Source organism: Streptomyces sp. NPDC104226 (genome assembly GCF_055584085.1).
Genome location: NZ_JBVJMS010000007.1, coordinates 157880 through 182034 on the forward strand (window position 1 = coordinate 157880; position 24155 = coordinate 182034).

General features: G+C 69.0%; 9 protein-coding genes and 1 pseudogene. 9 read left to right on the forward strand and 1 reads right to left on the reverse strand.

The annotated features are described in order from the left end of the window. Positions 1-49: 49 nt before the first annotated feature. The 9 genes and pseudogenes from ACZ60J_RS22715 to ACZ60J_RS22755 all read left to right on the forward strand — a co-directional run bounded on the left by ACZ60J_RS22715 (position 50) and on the right by ACZ60J_RS22755 (position 22984). Positions 50-1042, forward strand: coding sequence for an SAM-dependent methyltransferase (locus ACZ60J_RS22715; protein ID WP_469684364.1), 993 nt, complete (start codon positions 50-52; stop codon positions 1040-1042). A gap of 14 nt (positions 1043-1056) precedes the next feature. Continuing rightward, a complete protein-coding gene (locus ACZ60J_RS22720; RefSeq protein ID WP_469684366.1) occupies positions 1057-1848 on the forward strand; it encodes a 2-keto-4-pentenoate hydratase in 792 nt (263 codons plus the stop codon). 126 nt (positions 1849-1974) lie between these two features. Beyond that, positions 1975-4563 (forward strand): amino acid adenylation domain-containing protein, encoded by a 2589-nt coding sequence (locus ACZ60J_RS22725; RefSeq protein ID WP_469684368.1) that lies wholly within the window; start codon positions 1975-1977, stop codon positions 4561-4563. Further along, positions 4563-5399, forward strand: coding sequence for a siderophore-interacting protein (locus tag ACZ60J_RS22730; protein ID WP_469684370.1), 837 nt, complete (start codon positions 4563-4565; stop codon positions 5397-5399). Before ACZ60J_RS22725 ends, ACZ60J_RS22730 begins: the two co-directional genes overlap by 1 nt. Before the next feature lie 162 nt (positions 5400-5561). Then, the gene (locus tag ACZ60J_RS22735) at positions 5562-17756 is read left to right on the forward strand and encodes a non-ribosomal peptide synthetase (protein ID WP_469684372.1); all 12195 of its coding nucleotides are present in this window, start codon (positions 5562-5564) and stop codon (positions 17754-17756) included. Positions 17757-17835: 79 nt separating this feature from the next. After that, positions 17836-19137 carry a cation:proton antiporter gene (locus tag ACZ60J_RS22740; protein WP_469684374.1) on the forward strand — a complete coding sequence of 434 codons (1302 nt, stop codon included), beginning with the start codon at positions 17836-17838 and terminating at the stop codon, positions 19135-19137. A 273-nt stretch (positions 19138-19410) separates the two neighbouring features. Beyond that, a pseudogene (locus tag ACZ60J_RS22745) lies at positions 19411-20255 on the forward strand (IS481 family transposase); the annotation flags it as partial. 442 nt (positions 20256-20697) lie between these two features. Beyond that, a complete protein-coding gene (locus ACZ60J_RS22750; RefSeq protein WP_469684376.1) occupies positions 20698-22170 on the forward strand; it encodes a zinc ribbon domain-containing protein in 1473 nt (490 codons plus the stop codon). After that, complete coding sequence (locus tag ACZ60J_RS22755) at positions 22163-22984, forward strand: hypothetical protein (protein WP_469684378.1); 822 nt, start codon at positions 22163-22165, stop codon at positions 22982-22984. The genes ACZ60J_RS22750 and ACZ60J_RS22755 overlap by 8 nt, the downstream gene beginning before the upstream one ends. 590 nt (positions 22985-23574) lie before the next feature. Here the strand turns inward: ACZ60J_RS22755 and ACZ60J_RS22760 are convergent. Next, positions 23575-24141 (reverse strand): Uma2 family endonuclease, encoded by a 567-nt coding sequence (locus tag ACZ60J_RS22760; protein WP_469684380.1) that lies wholly within the window; start codon positions 24139-24141, stop codon positions 23575-23577. Positions 24142-24155 lie beyond the last annotated feature (14 nt).

Consider the following 24155-nt stretch of genomic DNA (forward strand, 5'->3'; position numbering starts at 1 on the left):
TTCCGGACTCTCCGAACTCTCCGCAACATCCGAAATCTGAGGATCGAAAATGACGTTGACGTTGGATTCCGCACGCGAAGTGGGAGCGGACTACGCGGCGGTCGCCGCACTGCTCCAGATCGGCGCCGAGATCGGCGTGGACCAGGTGCTGGACTCGGGCCGCACCTTCGGTGTCGCCGACCTGGCCGAGGCGACGGGCCTCTCCCACGAGCGCCTCGGGGAGTTCGTCCTCGCGCTGTCGTCCGCCGGACTGCTCGCGGCCGGGGACGGCGAGGGCCTGTACCGCGCGTCCGACGACTACGCGGACTGGAGGCACCAGGTCGGCTACCTGTCCTGGTCCCTGACCGCCAACAGCCCGTTCCTGCAGAACGCGCGCGCCTTCCTCTCCGAGGACGAGTCCGCCGCCGAGACCTTCCAGCGTGACGGCCGCCGCGTGGCGGTCAGCTCGCGCTGGATCGGGGACCGCACCTTCTACCCGGCGGTCGTCGAGCGGGTCGTGGCCGCCGGCGCCAAGCACGTCGTCGACCTCGGCGCGGGCGCGGCCGGCCTGCTCATCGGCCTCCTCGCCCAGGACGAGGGCCGCACCGGCGTCGCCCTGGACCTGAGCGCGGGCGCCTGCGCCGCCGCCCGCGAGGACGCCGTACGCGCCGGGGTCGACGGCCGGCTCCGGGTCGTGGAGCGCTCGGTCGAGTCCCTGATCGAGGACCCCAGCCCGCTGGAGGGCGCCGACGTCATCCAGGCCTGCTTCGTGATGCACGACGTCCTGCAGGACGAGGCCGCCTTCGACGACGTGCTGCGCACCTGCCACAAGGCGCTGACCCCCGGCGGCATCCTGGCCGTGGTCGACGCGGTCTCCTACGGGCAGGAGGACCGCGAGCGCAAGTTCAGCGCCCTCTTCACCTACCTGCACTCGAACTTCATGGGCATCAACCTGCCCACCGAGGACCAGTGGGTGGAGAAGTTCCGCAGCGCCGGCTTCTCGGACGTCGAGGCCTCCTCCCAGGTCATGCCGGGCGGCCGGCTGTTCCTGGCGACCAAGTAGCCCGGTCGCGCACGATGCTTCAGCAACCCGGGGCCGTCCACCGGCGCATAGCCGCCGAACTGTGGAACGCCAAGAACGAACGCAAGCCGGTACCGCCCATCTCGGCCCGGTATCCCGACTTCACCGCACACGACGCCTACGTCGTCCAGCGCGCCTTCCGCGCCCTGGAGCACGAGAACGGGGCGGTGCACGCCGGATACAAGATCGGCGCGACGAGCCTGGCCATCCAGGAGATGTTCGGAGTCGACGAACCGGACTTCGGCTTCCTGACCGAAGCCATGATCCTCGCCGACGGCGCCCGCCTCGATCCGGGACGGTTCATCTCGCCCAAGGTCGAAGGGGAGATCGCCTTCCGGATCGGCACCGACCTCTCCGATCCCCGTACGACCGCCGCGGACGTACTGGACGCCACCACCGAGGTCTTCCCGGCCCTGGAGGTGCTCGACAGCCGCATCGAGAACTGGGACATCGCCTGGGTGGACACCGTCGCGGACAACGCCTCCTCGGCCATGGTCGTCGTGGGCGAGGCCGTTCCCTTCGACGGACGCGACCTCGCCGCCGAGACCATGGTCTTCGAGTCGGACGACCGCGTGCTCACCGCGACCGGCGCGGCCGTGATGGGACATCCGGCGCAATCCGTGGCCTGCCTCGTGCGCCTGCTGGCCTCTTTCGGTGCGGGGATCGGTGCCGGCGACGTGGTCCTGGCCGGATCGCTGGCCGCGGCGGTCGATCTCGCGCCGGGTTCCACCGTCCGGGCGTCCTTCGGGTCCCTGGGATCCGTATCCCTTTCCGCATCAAGCAACTGAGCTCCTGTGTGGCCCTGTCCGTGCGACACACGTGCGAACTCGACCCCGAAAGAGGGTGATTGACACATGCTTATTTCAAGTTCTGTTCGTTTTGCCGACGATCAGCCGTTCGAGTCGGGTACGGCGTTGATCGGTGAATCGGTACAGGCGGCCTTCGCGGCGCAGGTACTGCGTTCTCCGGCCGCGGTGGCCGTGCGGTGCGCCGGACGGGAGCTGTCCTACCGGGAGCTGGACGAGCGGTCGAACCGTCTGGCACACCGGCTGATCGGCCTGGGCGTGGGTCCGGAAGCCCCGGTCGCGGTGCTGATGGAACGCTCCGTGGACCTGGTGGTCGCGCTGCTGGCGGTCCTGAAGGCCGGTGCCTTCTACCTGCCGCTGCACAGCGGTTATCCGCTGGAGCGCATGCAGTGGATCGTCGACGAGACCTCCGCCCCGGTCCTGCTGGCCGACACCGCGACCCGCGAGCGCGGCCTGCCCGACGCACCCCGCCTCGTGGTGGTGGACCAGGACGCCGAGCTGCTCTCCCTGCCGCTGACCGACCCGGGTGTGGAGTGCCACCCCGAGCAGCTGGCCTACGTGATGTACACGTCCGGCTCGACGGGCCGCCCGAAGGGGGTCGCGGTCACCCACCGCGACGTCCTGGAGCTGGTGGTGGACGGCATGTTCGAGCGTCCCGGCGCGCACGAGCGGGTGCTGATGGTGGCTCCGTACGCCTTCGACCCCTCGACGTACGAGATGTGGGTGCCGCTCCTGCACGGCGGCCGGACGGTGGTGTCGCCGGAGGGCGACCTGAGCGTGGCCACGCTGTCGCGGCTGATCGCGGAGGAGGAGATCACCGGCCTCCAGGTGACGGCGGGTCTGTTCCGCGTCATGGCCGAGGAAGACCCCGCCTGCTTCACCGGCGTCCGCGAGGTCATCACCGGTGGCGACGTGATCTCCCCGACCGCGGTGCGCCGGGTGCTGGAACACAGCCCCGACACCCTGGTCCGCTGCGCCTACGGGCCCACGGAGACGACCCTGTTCGCGACCCAGGCCCCCTGGACCGCGGGCGGCGACGTACCGGCGCCCGTCCCGATCGGGCGCCCGCTGGACGGCATGCGCGCCTACGTCCTCGACGACGCCCTCTCCCTGCTCCCCGAGGGCGTGGCCGGAGAGCTGTACCTCGCCGGCACCGGTCTGGCCCGCGGCTACTACGGCCGCTCGGACCTCACCGCGGAACGCTTCGTCGCCGACCCCTTCGGGCCGGCCGGCAGCCGCATGTACCGCACCGGTGACCTGGCCCGCTGGGCGGGCGAGGGACTTCTGGACTTCGTCGGCCGCGCCGACGACCAGGTCAAGATCCGCGGCTTCCGCATCGAACTCGGCGAGATCGAAGCCGTCCTGGCCGGCTTCCCGGGCCTGGCGCAGGTCGCGGTCGTGGCCCGGGAGGACCAGGACGGCGACAAGCGCCTCGTCGCCTACGTGGTCGCCGCGACCGGCCACGACACGGTGGACACCGAAGCCCTGCGCACCCACACGGTCGGGCTGCTGCCCGAGTACATGGTGCCCTCGGCCTTCCAGGTCCTGGACGGGCTGCCGCTGACCAGCAACGGCAAGGTCGACTACCGGGCCCTGCCCGCCTCCGACCTGCCCGCCCCCGCCCCCGGCACCGGACGCGGCCCGCGGACCCCGATCGAGCAGATCCTCTGCGGCCTGTACGCGGAGATCCTGGGCGTGCCCACCGTCGGCATCGACGACAACTTCTTCGAGCTCGGCGGCCACTCCCTCCTCGCCACCCGCCTCATCAGCCGCATCCGGGCGATCCTGGGCGTGCGGCTCTCCATCCGCAGCCTGCTCAACACCCCGACCGTGGCCGCCCTGTCGCACCTGGGCCAGGCGGACAGCGAGACGCAGGACAGCGGACTGGAACACGTGCTGAACCTGCGACCCGTCGGCAGCCGTACGCCGCTGTTCTGCGTGCACCCCGGCGGCGGCATGGCCTGGTGCTACGCCGGACTGCTGCGCTACGTACCGAAGGACCACCCGGTGTACGGGCTCCAGGCCAGCGGACTGGCCGCGGACGAGCCGCTGCCCGCCGACATGGACGAGCTCGTCGAGGACTACCTCGGCCGCATCCGGGCGATCCAGCCGTCGGGCCCGTACGCCCTCCTGGGCTGGTCCTTCGGCGGCAAGGTCGCCCACACCCTGGCCGCCCGCCTCCAGCAGGACGGCGAGGAGGTGTCCCTGCTGGCCGTGCTCGACGCCTTCACCGGCGGGCACGACAGCGAGGACAGCACGCGCACCCAGCGCGACCTCCTGGAACTCGCCTTCGACGGGATCGGCGCCTTCCACGCCGAGCCGGGCGACGAGCCGATCGCGATGCCGCGCATCCTCGACATCCTCAAGGCCCACGGCGGAACGCTCGCCAGCCTCGAGGAGCGGACCGTGGCCGCGCTCATCGACATCACCGCGAACAACCTGCGGATCAGCCGGGCGGCGGCCTGCGAGCCGTACGACGGCGACGTCCTCTTCTTCGAGGCGGCCGGGCCGGACGGCGCCTCCACCGGACTCTCCGAGGTCTGGGAGCCGTACGTGAGCGGCCGGATCGAGAACCACGCCACTGCGTACACGCACATGCAGCTGATGAGTGCGGACGCACTCGCCGACATCGCTCCGGTTCTGGCGCGAGCACTGAAGAACACCGCGGACGCACCGGAAGGGAAGAGGGGCCACTGATGTCCGACAATCCGAAGCCCAACAGGTCGGCACTGCACCGGGGGCAGGTGCTGCGGGTCGAATGGCTGACCCCGCACATGGTCCGGGTCGTACTCGGCGGAGAAGGCCTGCACGAGTTCGACGCCGGCCAGTACACCGATCACTACGTCAAGCTCGTCTTCCCCCTGGAGGACGTGCAGTACCCCGAGCCGTTCGACCTCGCGGCCGTCCGCAAGGACTTCCCCAGGGACCAGTGGCCCCGGACCCGCACCTACACCGTGCGCAGCTGGGACCCGGACACCGTCGAGCTGGCCGTGGACTTCGCCTGTCACGGCGACAACGGGCTGGCCGCCCGCTGGGCCGCGAACGCCCGGCCGGGGGACGAGATCCACTTCGTCGGTCCCGGAGGCGGCTACTCGCCCGGCACGGAGGCCGACTGGCACCTGTTCGCCGGTGACGAGAGCGCCCTGCCCGCGATCGCGGCCTCCCTGGAGGCGCTGCCCCCGGGGGCGACCGCCAAGGCGTTCATCGAGGTCGCCGGCCCGGACGAGGAGCAGAAGATCCACACGCCGGCCGATGCCGACATCGTCTGGCTGCACCGCGGTGACGGCCAGATCGGCGCGGCGCTCCACGAGGCCGTCTCCACGGCGGAGTTCCCGGCCGGCACGGTCCAGGCCTTCGTCCACGGAGAGGCGCACTTCGTGAAGTCGCTGCGGCACCACCTCCGGGTGGAACGCGGCCTGGCGCGCGAGCAGCTGTCCATCTCCGGCTACTGGCGCCGAGGAGTGGACGAGGACGGCTGGCAGTCCACGAAGTCCGAGTGGAACCGCGACGTGGCGGACCCCACCCCGGCGTAACTCCCGCTCTCCTCCCCGGACTTCTCCCGGGCATCCCACATCCCTGAAAGAGAGTAATTGGCCATGTGTGCTGCAACTGCTGTTGATTGTGCCGAGGACCGGTCGTTCGAGTCGGGCACGACGTTGATCGGTGATTCGGTGCAGGCGGCTTTTGCGGTGCAGGTGCTGCGTTCTCCGGGTGCGGTGGCGGTGCGGTGCGCCGGGCGGGAGCTGTCGTACCGGGAGCTCGACGAGCGGGCGAACCGGCTCGCGCACCGGCTGCTGGGTCTGGGCGTGGGTCCGGAGGCGCCGGTCGCGGTGCTGATGGAGCGCTCGGTGGACCTGGTGGTCGCACTCCTGGCGGTCATGAAGGCCGGTGCCTTCTACCTTCCCCTGCACAGCGGTTATCCGCTGGAGCGCATGCAGTGGATCGTCGACGAGACGAACGCCCCGGTCCTGCTGGCCGACGCGGCGATGGGTGTGCGGGGCCTGCCCGAGGCCCCGCAGGTCGTCCTCGTCGACCGGGACGCCGAGCTGTCCTCGCTCCCGGTCACGGACCCGGGTGTGGACTGCCGGCCGGACCAGCTGGCGTACGTGATGTACACCTCGGGCTCCACGGGCCGCCCGAAGGGGGTCGCGGTCACCCACCGCGACGTCCTGGAGCTGATGGTGGACAGCATGTTCGACCGGCCGGGCGCCCACGACCGGGTGCTCATGGTCATCCCGTACGCCTTCGACCCCTCGATCTACGGCCTGTGGGTGCCGCTGCTGCACGGTGCGCGCACCGTCATCACGCCCGAGGGCGAGCCGAGCGTGGCGATGATCGCCCGCCTGATCGCGGAGGAGGGGATCACCGCCCTGGACGTCTCCGCGGGGCTGTTCCAGGTGATGGCCGAGGAGGACCCGACCGTCTTCGCAGGCGTACGGGAGATCATCTCGGGCGGTGACGTCGTCTCCCCGACGGCGGTGCGCCGGGTGCTCGACCACTGCCCGGGCATCGTCGTGCGCAGCGCGTACGGTCCCACCGAGACCACCCTGTACGCGACGCAGTACCCGTGGTCCGGCGACGGCGAACTGCCGGCGCCGCTGCCGATCGGGCTTCCGCTGGACGGCATGCAGGCCCACGTCCTCGACGACGCCCTGTCGCCGGTGCCGGCCGGCACGACCGGCGAGCTGTACCTGGCGGGCACGGGCGTGGCCCGCGGCTACTACGGCCGCCCGGACCTGACCGCGGAACGGTTCGTCGCCGACCCCTTCGGCCCGGCCGGCACCCGCATGTACCGCACCGGTGACCTCGCCCGTTGGTCCGCCGAGGGACTCGTGGAGTTCCTGGGCCGGGCCGACGACCAGGTCAAGATCCGCGGGCACCGCATCGAGCTCGGCGAGATCGAGACGGTCCTGGCCCGCTTCCCGGGACTGTCGCAGGTGGTCGTCGTCGCCCGCGAGGACCAGCCGGGCGCCAAGCGCCTGGTGGCCTACGTGGTCGCCGAGCCGGGCCACGGCCACGGCGACGGCGAGGGCCACGGCGACCGCGACGGGACGCCGGAGGCCGAGGCCCTGCGGGCGCACACCGCCGGCCTGCTGCCGGAGTACATGGTCCCCTCCGTCTTCGTGGTCCTCGACCAGCTCCCCCTGACCACCAACGGCAAGCTGGACCGGCGCGCCCTGCCCGCCCCCGAACTGCCGGAGACCCGGACCGGGCGTGCTCCCCGCACCCCGCACGAGGAGATCCTCTGCGGCCTGGTCGCCGACACCCTCGGCCTCCCGGCCGTGGGCATCGACGACAACTTCTTCGAGCTGGGCGGTCATTCGCTGCTGGCCACGCGGCTGGCGAGCCGGATCCGTGCGGTCCTGGGCGTCGAGCTGGTGGTGCGGACCGTGTTCGAGGCGCCCACGGTGGCGGCCCTCGCCGAGCGGGTCGCACTGGCCGGGGCGGCCCGGCCCGCGCTGACCGCGGTGGCCCGCCCGGAGCGGATCCCGCTGTCCCCGGCGCAGAACCGCCTCTGGTTCCTCGACAAGCTGGAGGAGACCAGCGCCACCTACAACCTCCCCCTCACCGTGCGGCTGTCGGGTCCGCTGGACCGGGCCGCGCTGCGGGCCGCACTCCTGGACGTGGTGGAGCGCCACGAGAGCCTGCGCACCGTCTTCCCCGAGGACGCCCAGGGCGTGCCGTTCCAGCAGATCCTGCCCGCGCACCGCGCACTGCAGGACTTCGAGACCGTACAGACCGACGAGGCCGCCCTCGCCGCCCGCATCGCGGAGCTGTCCGCGGAGCGCTTCGACCTCGCGGTGAACCCGCCGGTGCGGTTCCGGCTCTTCTCCCTGTCGCAGACCGAGCAGGTCCTCTTCCTGCTCGTCCACCACATCGCCTCCGACGGCTGGTCGCTGGCCCCGCTGACCCACGACATCAGCCGTGCCTACGCGGCGCGGTGCGCGGGGCAGGAACCGTCGTGGCCGGCGCTGCCGGTCCAGTACGCGGACTACACGCTGTGGCAGCGCGAGCTCCTCGGAGCGGAGGACGACCCCGACTCCCTGGCGAGCGAGCAGCTCTCCTTCTGGACCAAGGCCCTGGAAGGCATCCCCGACCAGCTCGAACTGCCCTACGACCACGCCCGGCCGAAGACGGCCAGCCACCGCGGCGACACGGTCTCCTTCGCGCTCGACGCAAAGCTGCACCGACGCCTGATCGGCCTGGGCCGCACCCATCGGGCCAGCCTGTTCATGGTGATGCAGGCCGCCTTCGCCGCGGTCCTCTCCCGGCTGGGCGCCGGGCACGACATCCCGGTCGGCACCCCCATCGCCAACCGCACGGACGAGGCGATGGGCGACCTCGTCGGCTTCTTCGTCAACACCCTGGTGATCCGCACCGACACCACCGGCGACCCCTCCTTCGACCAGCTGCTGGCCCGGGTGCGCCAGGTGTCCCTGGAGGCCTTCGCCCACCAGGACGTCCCCTTCGAGACCGTGGTGAACGCCGTCAACCCGGAGCGTTCCGCCGCCCAGCACCCGCTCTTCCAGGTCCTGCTCGCCATGCAGAACAACACGGCCGTACGCCTGGACCTGCCGGGCCTGACCACGGACGTGACCCTGGGCGACACCGACGTCGCCAAGTTCGACCTCACCCTCGAACTCTTCGAGGAGCACGCCGCGGACGGAGCTCCGGACGGAGTCACGGGACGGCTGGGCTTCGCCCTCGACCTGTTCACCGAGGACACCGCGCAGCGGATCGCGGGGTCCCTGCAGCGGCTGCTCGCCGAGGTCGCGGCCGACCCGGAACTGCCCCTGAGCCGGATCGGCCTCCTGTCCCCGGAGGAGCACCACCGGCTCGTCGTCGAGTGGAACGACACGACCGTCCCGTACCCCGCCGACACCACCGTGCACCAGCTGTTCCAGGAGCAGGTCGCCCGCACCCCGGACGCCACGGCCGTGTTCTGCGGCGAGGAGGCGGTGAGCTACCGCGAGCTGGACATGCGGGCGAACCGGCTCGCCCACCACCTGATCGGCCTGGGCGTGCGCGCGGAGCAGCGGGTCCCGGTCTGTGTCGAGCGGGGCATCGACGCGGTCGTCGCCGTCCTGGGCGTACTGAAGGCGGGCGCCGCCTACGTGCCGCTCAACCACGACTACCCGTCCCACCAGCTGGAGTTCATGATCGCCGACGTGGAGGCGTCGCTGGTCATCACCCACGCACACCTCCAGGACCGGCTGGCGGGTGTGGACGCCGAGCTGCTCCTGATCGACCGGGAGTGGGACGAGATCGCCACCCGGCCCCACACGGACCCGTCCGTGCAGGTCGGCCCCGACAGCCTGTTCCACGTCATCTACACCTCCGGCTCCACCGGTACGCCCAAGGGCGTCATGATCGAGCACCGCTCGGTCTGCCGGTTCGTCGACAGCGACGTGTTCGCCGGCATCGGGCCCGGCCACGTGGTCGCCCATCCCTCCAACTTCGCCTGGGACGCCTTCACCTTCGAATGCTGGCCCGCGCTGACGTCCGGCGCCGCCATGGTCGTCATGGACAAGGAGGTCCTCCTCGACGCCGTCGAGCTCAAGGCCGCCCTGCACCGCTCCGGCGTCACGATGATGTGGATGACGGCCCCCCTGCTCCGCCAGCACCTCCTGGACTGCCCCGACCTCCTGGCCGGCCTGCAGTACGTGTTCTTCGGCGGCGAGGCGATCGACCGGCCGGTGGTGGACCAGCTGGTGGCCGGGCCCTGGGCCCCCGAGCACCTGATCCACGGGTACGGCCCGACCGAGGCGACGGTGTTCACCACGTGCTACGAGGTGGACCGCACCACCCGCCGGACGGGACAGCTCCCCATCGGGGGGCCGATCACGAACACCGAGGTGTTCGTCGTGGACGGGAACGGTGCCCTGCTTCCCCCCGGCATCCCCGGCGAGCTGTGGGTCGGCGGCCCCGGCCTCGCCCGCGGCTACTGGAACCGCCCGGAGCTGACCGCGGAGCGGTTCGTCGAGCACCCGTTCTCGGACGACCCCCAGGCGCGGCTGTACCGCACCGGTGACGTGGTGCGCTGGCAGGAGGACGGACTGCTGGAGTTCGTCGGCCGGGTCGACCACCAGGTCAAGATCCGCGGCTTCCGCATCGAACTCGGCGAGGTCGAGGCCGTACTGGCGGCCTTCCCGGGACTGTCGGAGGTGGCCGTCATAGCCCGTGAGGACCAGGGCGGCGACAAGCGCCTGGTGGGCTACGTGGTCCCGGAAGCGGGCCAGGACGGCGGGTCCGCCGTGTCGGCCGGGTCGGCCATGTCCGCAGTGGACACGGAGGCGCTGCGCGCCCACGCCGCCGGACTCCTCCCGGAGTACATGGTCCCCTCCGCCCTCGTGGTCCTGGACCGGCTGCCGCTGACCACCAACGGCAAGCTGGACCGGCGCGCCCTGCCCGCCCCCGAGGTGCCGTCGACCGGCGCCGGGCGGGCCCCCCGCACCCCGCGCGAGGAGGTCCTGTGCGGCCTGTTCGCCGACGTCCTGGGCGTGCCCGCGGTCGGTGTCGACGACAACTTCTTCGAGCTGGGCGGTCATTCGCTGCTGGCCACGCGGCTGGCGAGCCGGATCCGTGCGGTCCTGGGCGTCGAGCTGGTGGTGCGGACCGTGTTCGAGGCGCCCACGGTGGCGGCCCTCGCCGAGCGGGTCGCACTGGCCGGGGCGGCCCGGCCCGCGCTGACCGCGGTGGCCCGCCCGGAGCGGATCCCGCTGTCCCCGGCGCAGAACCGCCTCTGGTTCCTCGACAAGCTGGAGGAGACCAGCGCCACCTACAACGCCCCGGTGGCCTTCCGGCTGGCCGGGGAGCTCGACCCCGCCGTGCTCGAACGCGCCCTGGGCGATGTCGTGGCACGCCACGAGAGCCTGCGGACGGTCTTCCAGGAGGTCGACGGGGCCCCGGTCCAGGTCATCCTCGACGAGGACGCCGCCGGCGTACAGCTCCACCGGATCGCCTGCGGGGCGGACGAGCTGGACGCGCTCGTGGCCGAGTCCGGTCAGTACGTCTTCGACCTCTCGGCCGAACTTCCGCTGCGAGCCACGCTGTTCACCGCGGCCCCCGCCGAGCACGTCCTGCTCCTGCTCCTGCACCACATCGCCAGCGACGGCGCCTCCCTGGGACCGCTGACGCGCGACCTGGAGATCGCCTTCCGGGCCCGGACCGAGGGGGCCGAGCCGTCGTGGCCGGCGCTGCCGGTCCAGTACGCGGACTACACGCTGTGGCAGCGCGAGCTCCTCGGAGCGGAGGACGACCCCGACTCCCTGGCGAGCGAGCAGCTCTCCTTCTGGACCAAGGCCCTGGAAGGCATCCCCGACCAGCTCGAACTGCCCTACGACCGCCCCCGGCCGAAGACCGCCGGCTACCGCGGCGACACGGTCTTCTTCGAGCTGGCCGCCGAAGCCCACCGCGGCATGGCCGACCTGGCCCGTTCCACGGGCGCCACCCCCTTCATGGTGGTGCGGGCCGCGCTGGCGGTGGCGCTGACGAAGATGGGCGCGGGGACGGACATCCCGATCGGCACCCCGGTCGCGGGCCGCGCCGACGAAGCCCTCGACGACCTCGTCGGGTTCTTCGTCAACACCCTGGTCCTGCGCACGGACACCTCGGGGAATCCGACCTTCCGCAGCCTGCTGGAGCAGGTCCGGGAGACCGACCTGGCCGCGTACTCCCACCAGGACGTGCCGTTCGAGCGCGTCGTCGAGGCCGTCAACCCCCAGCGGTCCCTGTCCCGGCACCCGCTGTTCCAGGTCCTGCTCAACCTGCAGACCGGCGACGGCAGCACCCTGGACCTGCCCGGTCTGACGGCCCGGGAGATCGTCGGGGAGCAGCAGACGGCGAAGTTCGACATGTCGCTGAACTTCCTCATGAAGCACACCGACGAAGGCCTTCCCGGCCCGGTGCGCGCCTACATCACCTACGCCACGGACCTCTTCGACCGGGAGACCGTCGAGCGCCTGTTCGCCACGCTCACCCGTGTCCTGGAATCCGTCTCCGCCGACCCGGAGCAGACGATCGGTCGCATCGACGTGATCGGTGCGGCCGAGCGTGTGCGGCTGCTGGAGTCGTGGGCGGGTGCGGAGCCCGGTGAGGCTCTCGACGCCGGTTCCGTGCAGGAGGCTTTCACGGCGCAGGCGCTGCTGTCTCCGGACGCGGTGGCCGTGCGGTGCTCCGGACGCGAGCTGTCCTACCGGGAGTTGGACGAGCGCTCGAACCAGCTCGCTCACCGGCTGGTGGGCCTGGGTGTGGTCCCGGAAGCACCGGTCGCGGTGTTGATGGAACGCTCCGTGGACCTCGTCGTCGCACTCCTGGCAGTCCTCAAGGCGGGTGCCTTCTACCTGCCGCTGCACAGCGGCTACCCGCTGGATCGCATGCAGTGGATCGTGGACCAGACCTCCGCCCCCGTGCTGCTGGCCGACGCAGCGACCCGCGAGCGGGGTCTGCCCGACACCCCGCGGGTCGTGGTGATCGACGAAGACACCGAGCTGGCCTCGCTGCCGGTGACCGACCCGGGTGTGGCTTGCCACCCCGAGCAGCTGGCGTACGTGATGTACACCTCCGGCTCCACCGGCCGCCCGAAGGGCGTCGCGGTCACGCACCGCGACATCCTGGACCTGGTCGTGGACGGCATGTTCCAACGGCCCGGCGCCCACGAGCGGGTCCTGCTCCTGGCCTCCTACGCCTTTGACCCCTCCACCTACGCCTTCTGGGTCCCGCTGTTGCACGGCGGGCGCACGGTCATCACGCCGGAGGGTGACCTCGCGGTCGCCGAGCTCGCCCGGCTCGTGGTCGAGGAGGAGATCACCGGACTCGACATCACCGCGGGCCTGTTCCGCGTCATGGCCGAAGAAGCACCCGAGTGCTTCACCGGCGTCCGGGAAGTCATCACCGGCGGCGACCTGATCTCCCCGACCGCCGTACGCCGCGTACTGGAACACGCCCCCGACACCCTGGTCCGCTGCGCCTACGGACCCACCGAGACGACCCTGTTCGCAACCCAGGCCCCCTGGACCGCAGGCGACACCGTGCCCGCCCCCGTCCCCGTCGGCCGTCCCCTGGACGGCATGCGCGCCTACATCCTGGACGACACGCTCTCCCTGCTTCCCCAGGGTGTGGCAGGCGAGCTGTACCTGGCGGGTACGGGTCTGGCCCGTGGCTACCACGGCCGCGCCGACCTCACCGCGGAGCGCTTCGTCGCGGACCCCTTCGGGCCGGCCGGAAGCCGCATGTACCGCACCGGAGACCTCGCCCGCTGGGCAGGCGACGGACTTCTCGACTTCGTCGGCCGCGCCGACGACCAGGTCAAGATCCGCGGCTACCGCATCGAACTCGGCGAGATCGAAGCCGTCCTCGCCCGCTACCCCGGACTCGCCCAGGTGGCAGTGGTGGCCCGGGAGGACCAGCCCGGCGACAAGCGACTCGTCGCCTACGTCGTCCCCGAAACCGGCCACAACAGCGCGGACGTGGACATCGAAGCCCTGCGGACCCACACCGCCGGACTCCTCCCGGAGTACATGGTCCCCTCCGCCCTCATCGTCCTCGACCAACTCCCCCTGACCACCAACAACAAGCTCGACCACCGAGCCCTCCCCGCCCCCTCATACGAGGCAAAGGCAGCCGGACGCGCACCCCGCACCCCGCGCGAGGAGATCCTCTGCGGACTGTTCACCGAGACCCTCGGTCTCGCGACCGTCGGGATCGACGACAGCTTCTTCGAGCTCGGCGGCCACTCGCTCCTCGCCACCCGTCTCGTCAGCCGCATCCGTACCACCCTCGGCATCGAGCTCCCCGTCCGCAGCCTCTTCGAGACCCCCACCATCGCCGGACTGGCCGAGCAGATCACGCAGGCCGGGTCGGCCAGGGCGGCGCTGACCGCGGTGGCCCGCCCGGAGCGGATTCCGCTGTCTCCGGCGCAGAACCGCCTGTGGTTCCTCAACAAGCTGGAGGGCGCGAACGCCACGTACAACGTCCCGGTGGCGTTCCGGATCGCCGGCGCGCTGGACGCGGGTGTTCTCGAACGGGCCCTGAACGACGTGGTGGTGCGCCACGAGAGCCTGCGGACCGTCTTCCGGAAGTTTGACGGAACCTCGACCCAGGTGGTGCTGGCGGCGGACGCCGTCGGCCTGGAGCTGCAGCGCACCGCCTGCCGAGCCGACGAGCTGTCCACGGCACTGAGCGACGCGGGTCAGTACGTGTTCGACCTGACCACCGAACTGCCGCTGCGGGCAACCCTGTTCACCGTGAACCCCGGTGAGCACACCCTCCTGCTGCTCATGCACCACATCGCGAGCGACGGCGCCTCGATGGGTCCCCTCGGCCGGGATCTGGAGGCGGCGTTCCGCGCCCGGCTCCAGGGTCGGGCACCGCAGTGGTCCGCGCTCCCGGTCCAGTACGCCGACTACACCCTGTGGCTGCACGAGCTCCTCGGCACCGAGGAGGACCCCGACTCGGTGGTGAGCGGGCAGCTGGACTTCTGGAAGAGCACCCTCGCCGGGATTCCCGACCAGCTCGCGCTGCCCTTCGACCGGCAGCGGCCGAAGGTGCCCGACTACCGCGGCGACACCGTCCCGATCCGCATCGATGCCGCACTGCACCGCGCCCTGGCCGACCTGGCCCGGGAGACCGGCACCACGCTGTTCATGGTGCTCCAGGCCGCCGTTGCCACCCTGCTCACCCGACTCGGTGCGGGCTCCGACATCCCCCTGGGCACGCCGGTCGCCGGCCGCACCGACGAAGCCCTGGACGACCTCGTCGGGTTCTTCGTCAACACCCTGGTCCTGCGCAACGACACCTCCGGAAACCCCACCTTCCGCGAACTCCTCTCCCGCACCCGGGAAACCGACCTCGCCGCCTACTCCCACCAGGACGTCCCCTTCGAACGCCTGGTGGAGGCGGTCAACCCCCAGCGGTCCCTGGCCCGCCACCCCCTGTTCCAGGTCATCTTCGGCCTGGACGCCGCGGGCGACGGTCCGCTGAGCCTGCCGGGCCTGACCGTGGCCCAGGAGGCGGTCCCGGTCGTCTTCAGCCGTTTCGACCTGGGCTTCACCTTCACCGAGCACCAGGGCAGCGGCACGGGCGCCGACAGCGGTCCGGCCGGCATCGGCGGCCTGCTGCACTACAGCACCGACCTGTTCGACCGGGAGACCGTGGAAACCCTCGTGACCCGCATGGTGCGGGTGATGGAGGCGGCGGTCGCCGACCCGGACCGGCCGGTCGGCGGGATCGACATCCTCTCCGCGCCGGAGCAGCGCAAGGTCCTGCGCGACTGGAACGACACCGCGGTCGAGGTGCCCCGGGCCACGCTGCCCGAGCTCTTCCAGGCGCAGGTCGCCCGGACTCCCGAGCGTCCGGCCGTCCTGGCCTCGGACGCGGACCTGAGCTACGCCGAGCTGAACGAGCGGGCCAACCGCCTCGCCCACCAGCTGATCGCGCAGGGGGTGGGACCCGAGCAGTTCGTCGCCCTGGCCCTGCCGCGCACCGCGCAGACGATGGTGGCGCTGCTCGCCGTGCTCAAGACGGGGGCCGCCTACATGCCCGTCGACCCCGCCTATCCGGCGGACCGGATCGCCTACCTGCTGGAGGACGCCGATCCCGCGCTCGTCCTCACGGTGGGGGAGACCGAGGAGATGCTCCCGGCCGGCTCGCGGACCCCGCGCCTGGTCCTGGACGCTCCCGAGGTCGTCGCCTCCCTGGAGAGCAGGCCCGCCACCGACCCGACCGACCGCGACCGCCGCACGGTCCTGCAGCCGCTGCACCCGGCGTACATCATCTACACCTCGGGATCGACCGGCCGCCCCAAGGGCGTCGTCGTCACCCACGCCAACGTGGCCAACCTGGCCGTGTGGGCCCGTGACGAGTTCGGTCCGGAGCGGCTGGCGCACGTCCTGTTCACCACCTCGCTCAACTTCGACGTCTCCGTGTTCGAGATGTTCGGCCCGCTGCTGACCGGCGGCTGCATCGAGGTGCTCCGCGACCTGCTGGCCCTGGGCGACCGCAAGGCCGAAGGCCGTACGGCGTCCCTGATGAGCGGGGTCCCGTCCGCACTCGCCCGGATCGTCTCCCAGGGCGACGTACGCACCACCGCGGGCACCCTGCTGTTCTGCGGCGAGGCCCTGCCCGCGCAGGCCGCCGCCGAGGTCAGGGCCGAGGTCCGGGCCGACCGCGTGTACAACATCTACGGCCCGACCGAGGCCACGGTGTACGCCACGGTGTGGTCCACGGACGGGCCCGTCACGCAGGCGCCGTCGATCGGCCGCCCCCTGCACAACATGCAGACGTACGTCCTGGACGGCACGCTGCAGCCGGTGCCGGCGGGCGTGGCCGGGGAGCTGTACCTGGCGGGTGCGGGGCTGGCCCGCGGCTACTTCGGCCGGCCCGACCTGACGGCGGACCGTTTCGTCGCCAATCCGTTCGGCGCGGCCGGCAGCCGCATGTACCGCACCGGAGACCTGGCGCGCTGGGCGGACGACGGGCAGCTGGAGTACCTGGGCCGGCTCGACGACCAGGTCAAGATCCGCGGTTTCCGCATCGAACTCGGCGAGATCGAGACGGTCCTGGCCCGCTTCCCGGGACTGTCCCAGGTGGCGGTGGTGGCCCGGGAGGACCAGCCGGGCGACAAGCGCCTGGTGGCCTACGTGGTCCCCGATCCGGGCCAGGACACCGGGTCCGCCGGGTCCGCGGTCTCCGCCGAGTCCGCCGCGTCCGCCGTGGACACCGAGGCGCTGCGCGCCCACGCCGCCGGACTCCTCCCGGAGTACATGGTCCCCTCCGCCTTCGTGGTGCTGGAGCGGCTGCCGCTGACCGCCAACGGCAAGCTGAACCGGCGGGCCCTGCCCGCGCCCGTGTACGAGGCGGCCGTGTCCGGGCGTGCCCCCCGGACCCCGCGCGAGGAGGTCCTGTGCGGCCTGTTCGCAGAGGTCCTGGGCGTGCCCGAGGCCGGGATCGACGACAACTTCTTCGAGCTCGGCGGCCACTCCCTGCTCGCGGTCCAGCTGATCGGCCGCATCCGGGACGTCCTCGGCGAGACCCTCGCCCTGCGGGCCCTCTTCGCCGCGCCCACCCCCGCCACCCTCGCCGAACAGCTCGGCGACGCCCCGGCCGGTGAGGCGTTCGAGGTACTGCTGCCCATCAAGGAGCGGGGGAGCAGCGCGGTCACGTTCTGCGTCCACCCCGTGAGCGGCATCGGCTGGTGCTATTCGCCGCTGGCGGGCATCGCCTCGGCGGAGCACTCCGTCCACGCCCTCCAGGCGCGCGGAACGGACGGCAGGGAAGCCCTCCCGGACTCGATCCGGGACATGGCGGCCGACTACGTCCGGCAGATCCGCGGTGCGCAGGCATCGGGTCCGTACCGGCTGATGGGATGGTCCTTCGGCGGCGTCGTCGCCCACGAGATGGCCGTCCAGCTGCGGGCCCAGGGCGAGCAGGTGGAGATCCTGGCGCTGCTGGACTCCTACCCCGTGCAGCCGGCCGGGACGCCCCTCCCCCTCGCGGAGGAGGAAGTGGTGGCGGGTCTCGCCGAGTTCTTCGGCGTACGGGCCGAGGGCGGCGACGAGCCGCTCACGATGGCGGGGATCGTGGAGGGTCTGCGCAGGGGCGGGAGCATGTTCACCGAACTCGCCGAACGCCACCTCACGGACATCGCCGCGGTCTACCGGAACAACCACCGGATCATCACGGAGCACGTTCCCGGGGAGTTCGACGGCGACGTCCAGTTCTACGAGGCGGCCCTCGACCGGCCCGCCGATGCGCTCGACGCGGGTGTCTGGAACGCCTTCGTATCGGGTCGCCTCGACATCGAGAGCCTGGCCTGCAGCCACGCGGAAATGGCCCGCCCGGACGTGCTCGCCGAGGTCTGGCAGGGCATGACCCGCCCGCGCGCCAACTGACGTCGCACCACCACCCGAACCACCCGAACCACCCGCACCACCCGACCAACCGACACTTCACAGAACGGAGGCCACGCCCATGCCGACTGAGCTCGCACTCGATCTGCCCGCGGTGTCCCCCCTGTCCCACCTCTTCCTGATGATCGCCCTGATCATGGCCGCCTGCCGGGCGGCAGGCCGCCTCTGCAGGCGGCTGGGGCAGCCGCCGGTCATCGGCGAGATCATGACCGGCATCGCACTGGGCCCCTCCCTCCTCGGGGCCGTCTGGCCCGAGGGACAGCGGTGGCTCTTTCCCGCGAACCTGCTGCCCGTGGTCAACTCGCTGGCCCAGATCGGCCTGGTCCTCTTCATGTTCCTCGTCGGGTACGAGCTGAACGTGGCGCAGGTCCGCAGCCGCGGCAAGGTCGCGGCCCTGGTCAGCAACGTGAGCGTGGCGGTGCCCATGGCCGGCGGGATCCTCCTCGCCGTGGCGATGTACGGGCGCTTCGCCGACACCGGCATCGGCTTCCCGGCGTTCGCGCTCTTCATGGCCCTGTCGATGAGCATCACCGCGTTCCCGGTGCTCGCGAGGATCCTCACGGACCGGAAGATGGACCGCACCCCCGTCGGGGCACTCGCCCTCACGTGCGCCGCCGTCGACGACATCACCGCCTGGTGCCTGCTCGCCCTGGCGACGGCCCTGGGCCACGACACCTCCCTGACCGGGGTGGCCGTCACGGTCACGCTGAGCGCCGTGTTCATCTTCGCGATGATGTACGGGCTGCGCCCCCTGCTGGCCCGGCTGGCCGAGCGTCACGCGGACCGGATGGGCGACGGGATCACGGTCCTGCCGCTGCTCCTCACCGGGATCCTGCTGGCGTCCTTCGCCACGGACTGGATCGGCATCCACCCGATCTTCGGAGCCTTCCTGTTCGGCGCCGTCGTTCCGCGCGGTGCGGCCCAGGCGGCGGCGGTGGAACTGATGCGCGGCTTCACCGTGGTGCTCCTCCTGCCGCTGTTCTTCGCCTACTCCGGACTGAAGACCGACTTCCGGCTGATCGGCGCGGAGCCGGGCCTGTGGGGCTGGTGCGCCGTCATCGTCGTCGTGGCGACCGTCAGCAAGTGGGCCGGCAGCACGGGCGCGGCCCGGGTGACCGGACTCGGCTGGCAGGAGGCGCTCTCGCTCGGCGCACTCATGAACTGCCGCGGGCTGACCGAGCTCGTGGTGCTCGGCGTCGGACTGGAGCTGGGGATCATCACGCCCACCGTGTTCGCCATGCTGGTGGTGATGACGCTGGTCACCACGGTGCTGACGGCGCCCGCCCTCACCCTGATCGACCGCATCACCGCCCAGCGCCGCTCCCTCCCCCTGAAGCAGCCGAACCAGGCCGTGGCCCGCTGAGCCCGTCCCGCGAGGGACACACAGGGACACGAAGGACACGACCGGCACGAAGCGCGGAGGGCAGAGCGACCCGCGGATATCCCATGCGCACACCAGGTAGCTCCGATACTGACCAACCTGTGCAGGACGCATGCCAGGGCATGGAAGTAGGCAAGGAGGGCTAGGTGTGTTGTCCTGGGACGTTGGTGACACGCGTGCTGGGTTCTTGAAATGGGTGAGGGCCTCCGGGTTCGGTGTGGATTGCGACATCTCCACCGAGCTCAGGAGGCCCTCGTGGCCCACCGTAATGCCCCGCTGACCGAGACCGGACGCTTACGGCTCGCCCGCTGTGTCGTGGACGACGGCTGGCCCGTGCGGCGGGCAGCGGAACGTTTCCAGGTCAGCCGCACCACCACTGCCCGCTGGGCAGGCCGCTACCGCACACTGAGCGTCGCCGGAATGAGGGACGTACCAGCTGCCCCACCACCAGCCGGCCAGGACGGTGGCCGTGGTGGAGCAACAGGTGCTGCGGCTGCGGCGCCGGCACCGCTTCGGGCCCTGCGGCTGGCCGCCCGCTGCAAGATCTCGAGCCCTCGACCGCCCACCGCATCCTCGCCCGGTACGGCATGCCGCCGCTGGCCGCCCTGGACCGGGCCACCGGTGAGCCCGTCCGCCGATACGAGCATGAACGGCCCGGCGAGTTGGTCCACATCGACGTCAAGAAACTCGGCTGGACCCCTGACGGCGGCGGCCACAAGACCCGGGGCCAGGCCACAGGCCGCCGCAACAAGGTCGGGGCCGACTGGGCCTACCTCCACACCGCACTAGACACCCACGCACGCCTCGCCTACACCGAAGACCCCCCTAGCTGCGCCGCCTTCCTGCTGCGGGCCACCGAGGGGTTTGCTGAACGAGGCGTCACCGTGGAACGCTTCCTGACCGACAACGCCTGGCCCTACAGCAAGAACACCCGGCGCGACACCTGCCGTGACCTGGACATCAGCCCACGCTGGACAAGGCCCTTGCGCCCGCAGGCCAACGGCAAAGTCGAACGCTTCCACCGCACCCTGCTCGAGGAATGGGCCTACTACCAGCCCTACACCTCAGACCATCTACGCATGGAAGCGTTCACCGACTGGCCGATTCGGTCTTGCCGCGAGCCCTCGCGCAGTGGGCACTGCTCATCGGATGAACTCAAGGAAATAAGGGAAGGTGGTGGATTAGAATTCACTCCGGGGATCAGAGTCTCGACATCCCACTTGATTGACTCGTTCGATTGTGGCGAAATATCTCTACTGTCTTAGATGTCCAGTATGGGTGGGGTGGGATGATTTGAACCTAGATGCTGCTGACCAGACTCAGGCGGATTCAAGTGACATCCTCGGAGGTAACCTCCGGGCCGAGGATCTGAGTCGGAAACAACTCGAGGCGTGGACCGTGCTGAGCGAACGGGAGCACTCGATTCTGAACTCCCTCGAGTCGCCGGGGCAGAGGCTGCTAATCGGTCCTCGTGGGTCGGGTAAGAGTACCTACCTGAAAATGGCGTACTACAGGGAACTGGGCAGCCCGAGAGTATTTCCCGTGTACGTGAATTACGCGAAATCCATCTCGATCGAGCCGGAATTTCGTCGATCGGCTACGGCTCTTCCCTTTTTTCGTCAGTGGATTCTTGCGCAAGTGGTAGCGGGAGCTTCAGCCACCCTGCGCGAGTTGGAGATATCTGTACCGGAAAACCAGGAGCCTCTGTGCCGTACGGCGCACGATCTGGTTTCTGCTGTTGAGCGTAGACACCTTGAAAGGGCACCGGAGAGCTCGTTCGACATCACTGGAGTTTTGGACTTCTTGGATGTCTGCAAGAAGCATACAGGTCGACGTCGAATCGTACTCCTGTTGGATGATGCTGCCCACGCATTCTCTGCCGAACAGCAGCGCGAATTTTTCGAGGTATTTGGTGCGCTTCGGTCGCGCAGTGTAAGCGCAAAGGCGGCAGTTTATCCCGGCGTCACTAGCTATACCCCTAGGTTCCATGTAGGGCAGGACGCTCAAGTTACTAGCGTATGGCTCAAGACAGATTCTCCCGGTTTTTCGGAGATGATGCGGGACATCGCTAAGCGTCGACTTACGAAGGAGAATTTCGAGAGATTGTCGCAACGTGACGGTGTAATCGATTATCTTGCTCTTGCATCGTTCGGTGTTCCCCGTGCTTTTCTCGCAATGATCGCTCAAGTTTTGGAGGAGTCGGAATCGACTCACCGCCAGTCAACGGCACGTAGATTGGCTGATGCGGCTATCGCCGAGAACGCTAATGGTGCACTAAAGGTATTCACTTCGCTTGAGGATAAGCTGCCCCGCTATAAGAATTTCGTAACCATCGGGCAGCAGTTGGTTGACAATGGAATCGAAGCGATCCGTGAATATAATGATCGTAGGGTGGCAGCGGATCCTGATAGCGGGAGAGCAACCACACTGCTGATCCAGGAGCCTGTGAGCGCGGAGATCGAAAGAGTTCTAGGTTTTCTGGAGTATGCAGGAGTAGTGAGACCAGTGGCGGGGGGGATCAGTATGGGGAAGGTCAACTATAGAGTGATTATCCCGCACTTCAGCCTCCTCATCACTAGAACGTCCCTGGGTTTGGGTAGGAACCCAAGTGTGGCTTCTGCGATCCAAGCCCTAACAAGGCGTGATCCCCATGTTCGAGTTCGCCGGCAGGTTGGAACTCTGCTAGGTGAGGACTATCAGAGTCGTTGCCGTCTCAATCTTGGTGCCTGCTCGAATTGTCAAACCGAGAGGGATAATCCGGAAGCGCGCTTCTGTTCTAATTGTGGCACTCGGCTTGAGCAGGTATCGGTGTTTGAGGAGCTCTTGGATGCTCCAATCGAAAAACTTCCGATCGGAAACGCTCTGCTGGACAGAATTAAAAATAGGAGTGACATCAGAAAAGTCAAGGACATCCTTCTGGATGATGAACGGCAGGTCTTGCTGAAAGTCCCCTACGTGGGGCCGATTAGGGCCAGTCGCATTCGGGTGTTGGCAGAGGAGTTCGTTTATGAGTAGAGAGCTCCAGGTGTCGGCTGGCTCTCAGCCGGAGACGATGCACCTCGCTGATTGTGTAACGGGGGTCGAGCACAGTCCTGACTCTGCGATCGATGAGTTTGAAGCTGCACTGGTAGCGCTGGCTAAAACTAGCGGAATAATCGAAGCTGCCGCTCACCCCGATGTTCTTGCTGAGATGTTCATAATTTCAGCGGTAAGTTCTACGGAATCCTACTTCCGTCGGCTACTCAGTTCGCTCGCGGCCGTATGTCCTCTTACAGCCGAGAATATAGGAAGAGAGGCGCTAAATTACTCGGCGGCAGCCGCGTATCCGCAGGATTTGCTGAGCCTCGCACTACTCGAGCGGTCGCTGTTCAGCTCGAAGGGGGTTATATCTAAGGAGATCAAGCGATTCACTAAATTTGACGCGAGTAGACACCGCGAGTTGAGTGCCGCCATTGAAGCGTTTGAGACCATTTGTCAGATCAGGCACGCCGCGGCCCACTGGCGAGGTCACCTTGACTCTGATGGTGCAAAGCGCTTGGGCGTTCTTGTGGCCAGGGGGGAAGTTTATAGAGTGAAATTGAACGCACCCCTGGTGCAGCGCGCTTTCGCGGTCTGTGACCATCTTGTGAGACTCGCGAATCAAGAACTTTTTCAATTTACGATGCAGAGATGGATGGAAAATCGGTACATGGTATTGGATGGAGGTAATGAGGAGGTGGATATCGCTCGTTGTGAGCAGTTGATATCTGTCTTTGGGAGCACCGCTTATTGCCAGGAAGAACTGGTGACTGCCAGGTCGCTCATGGAGGGAATGAGATCTGCTCCTTGATCTGAGCGGGTTTTTCATTCCTCCATAACAGAACACGGTCTGGAACGGGGCATCGGTACGCCGTAGGCTTTGCACAACGAGAGGGTCGAGTTCTCTGGTCGTCTACGCCTGACGTCTTACTCTCAGGGAAATCTCGCACCATACCGCCATGCAGATGGATGGCGTCGCCCTGATCTCGGTGGGGGACTCGACGTGGTAATCGAGCTGCGATGGCTGTGCGGGCGTCCTTCTCTCTGACGTGCGCGGTTCAGGATGGTCGCGCGAGCTCCTGGGATCGACTCGGGAGAGTCGGTCTCGTCGGCCTGAAGTGCCGGTGCGTCAGTGGCATGGGCCACAAAGTTGAAATTGCTAGCCCGCTAGTCGACGGACCGTAACTGGATGCCGTAGCCAGGTCGCCATGTGGGTGACCGTCCGGCTAGCGCGATTTAGATCAGTATTGCCTGCGTGCGGCTAAGTAATTAGATACGGGCTGGCGTGACATCGGCGGGGGTGTCCCTGGTCCGCACTCGCAGAATGCCACGATCGCTCCGGGAAGAACCACGATGCGGGCGCTACCAGCCGACCAGTGCACGTGGGATGATTCTCGGCTTCTACATGTCTCCAAGATCAACGGTGAGGGAGAAAGGTGCGGCCGCCTTCACCGTGCCGGTGAACACCTCACCGTCCCTGTAGGTCTTGGTGGCGGGGTCGAGGACGTAGGTGTAGACGATCGGGACACCGGTGGCGGCCTGCTCGACTCGCCAGTAGAAGGGGATGCCGGCCTTGGCGTACTGGTCCACCTTTACGACCCGGTCGGTGGTCTCCGAACCGGGCGACACGACCTCGACGACCAGGAGCACGTGCTCGGGGCGGGTGGGTGTGAGGTCGATGGTCTCTGCCCGGTAGACGATGACATCAGGACGGCGGTTCGTGAGCGGCACGTCCTGCAGGCGGACGTCGAAGTCCGTGTCTGCGTTCCAGTCAGGGCCTGCAGCTGCGTCCAAGGCGTTGGCCAGGATCCGCGCCAGCCGGTTGTGTCGCTTGGACGCGCTCGGACTCACGACGACCATCCCGTCCACGACCTCGATGCCGGCGCACTGCTCCTCCGACCAGGAGTCGTACTGCTCCGCGGAGATCTGCGTGTGCATCCACGCGGGCGCCACCATGTCGGCGGTCATGGTGAGCCTCCTTC

Bases quoted from the DNA above. Each gene is read 5' to 3' on its own strand.
- ACZ60J_RS22715 (WP_469684364.1), top strand. From the start codon at position 50: ATGACGTTGACGTTGGATTCCGCACGCGAAGTGGGAGCGGACTACGCG.
- ACZ60J_RS22720 (WP_469684366.1), top strand. From the start codon at position 1,057: ATGCTTCAGCAACCCGGGGCCGTCCACCGGCGCATAGCCGCCGAACTG.
- ACZ60J_RS22730 (WP_469684370.1), top strand. From the start codon at position 4,563: ATGTCCGACAATCCGAAGCCCAACAGGTCGGCACTGCACCGGGGGCAG.
- ACZ60J_RS22740 (WP_469684374.1), top strand. From the start codon at position 17,836: ATGCCGACTGAGCTCGCACTCGATCTGCCCGCGGTGTCCCCCCTGTCC.
- ACZ60J_RS22755 (WP_469684378.1), top strand. From the start codon at position 22,163: ATGAGTAGAGAGCTCCAGGTGTCGGCTGGCTCTCAGCCGGAGACGATG.
- ACZ60J_RS22760 (WP_469684380.1), bottom strand. From the start codon at position 24,141: ATGACCGCCGACATGGTGGCGCCCGCGTGGATGCACACGCAGATCTCC.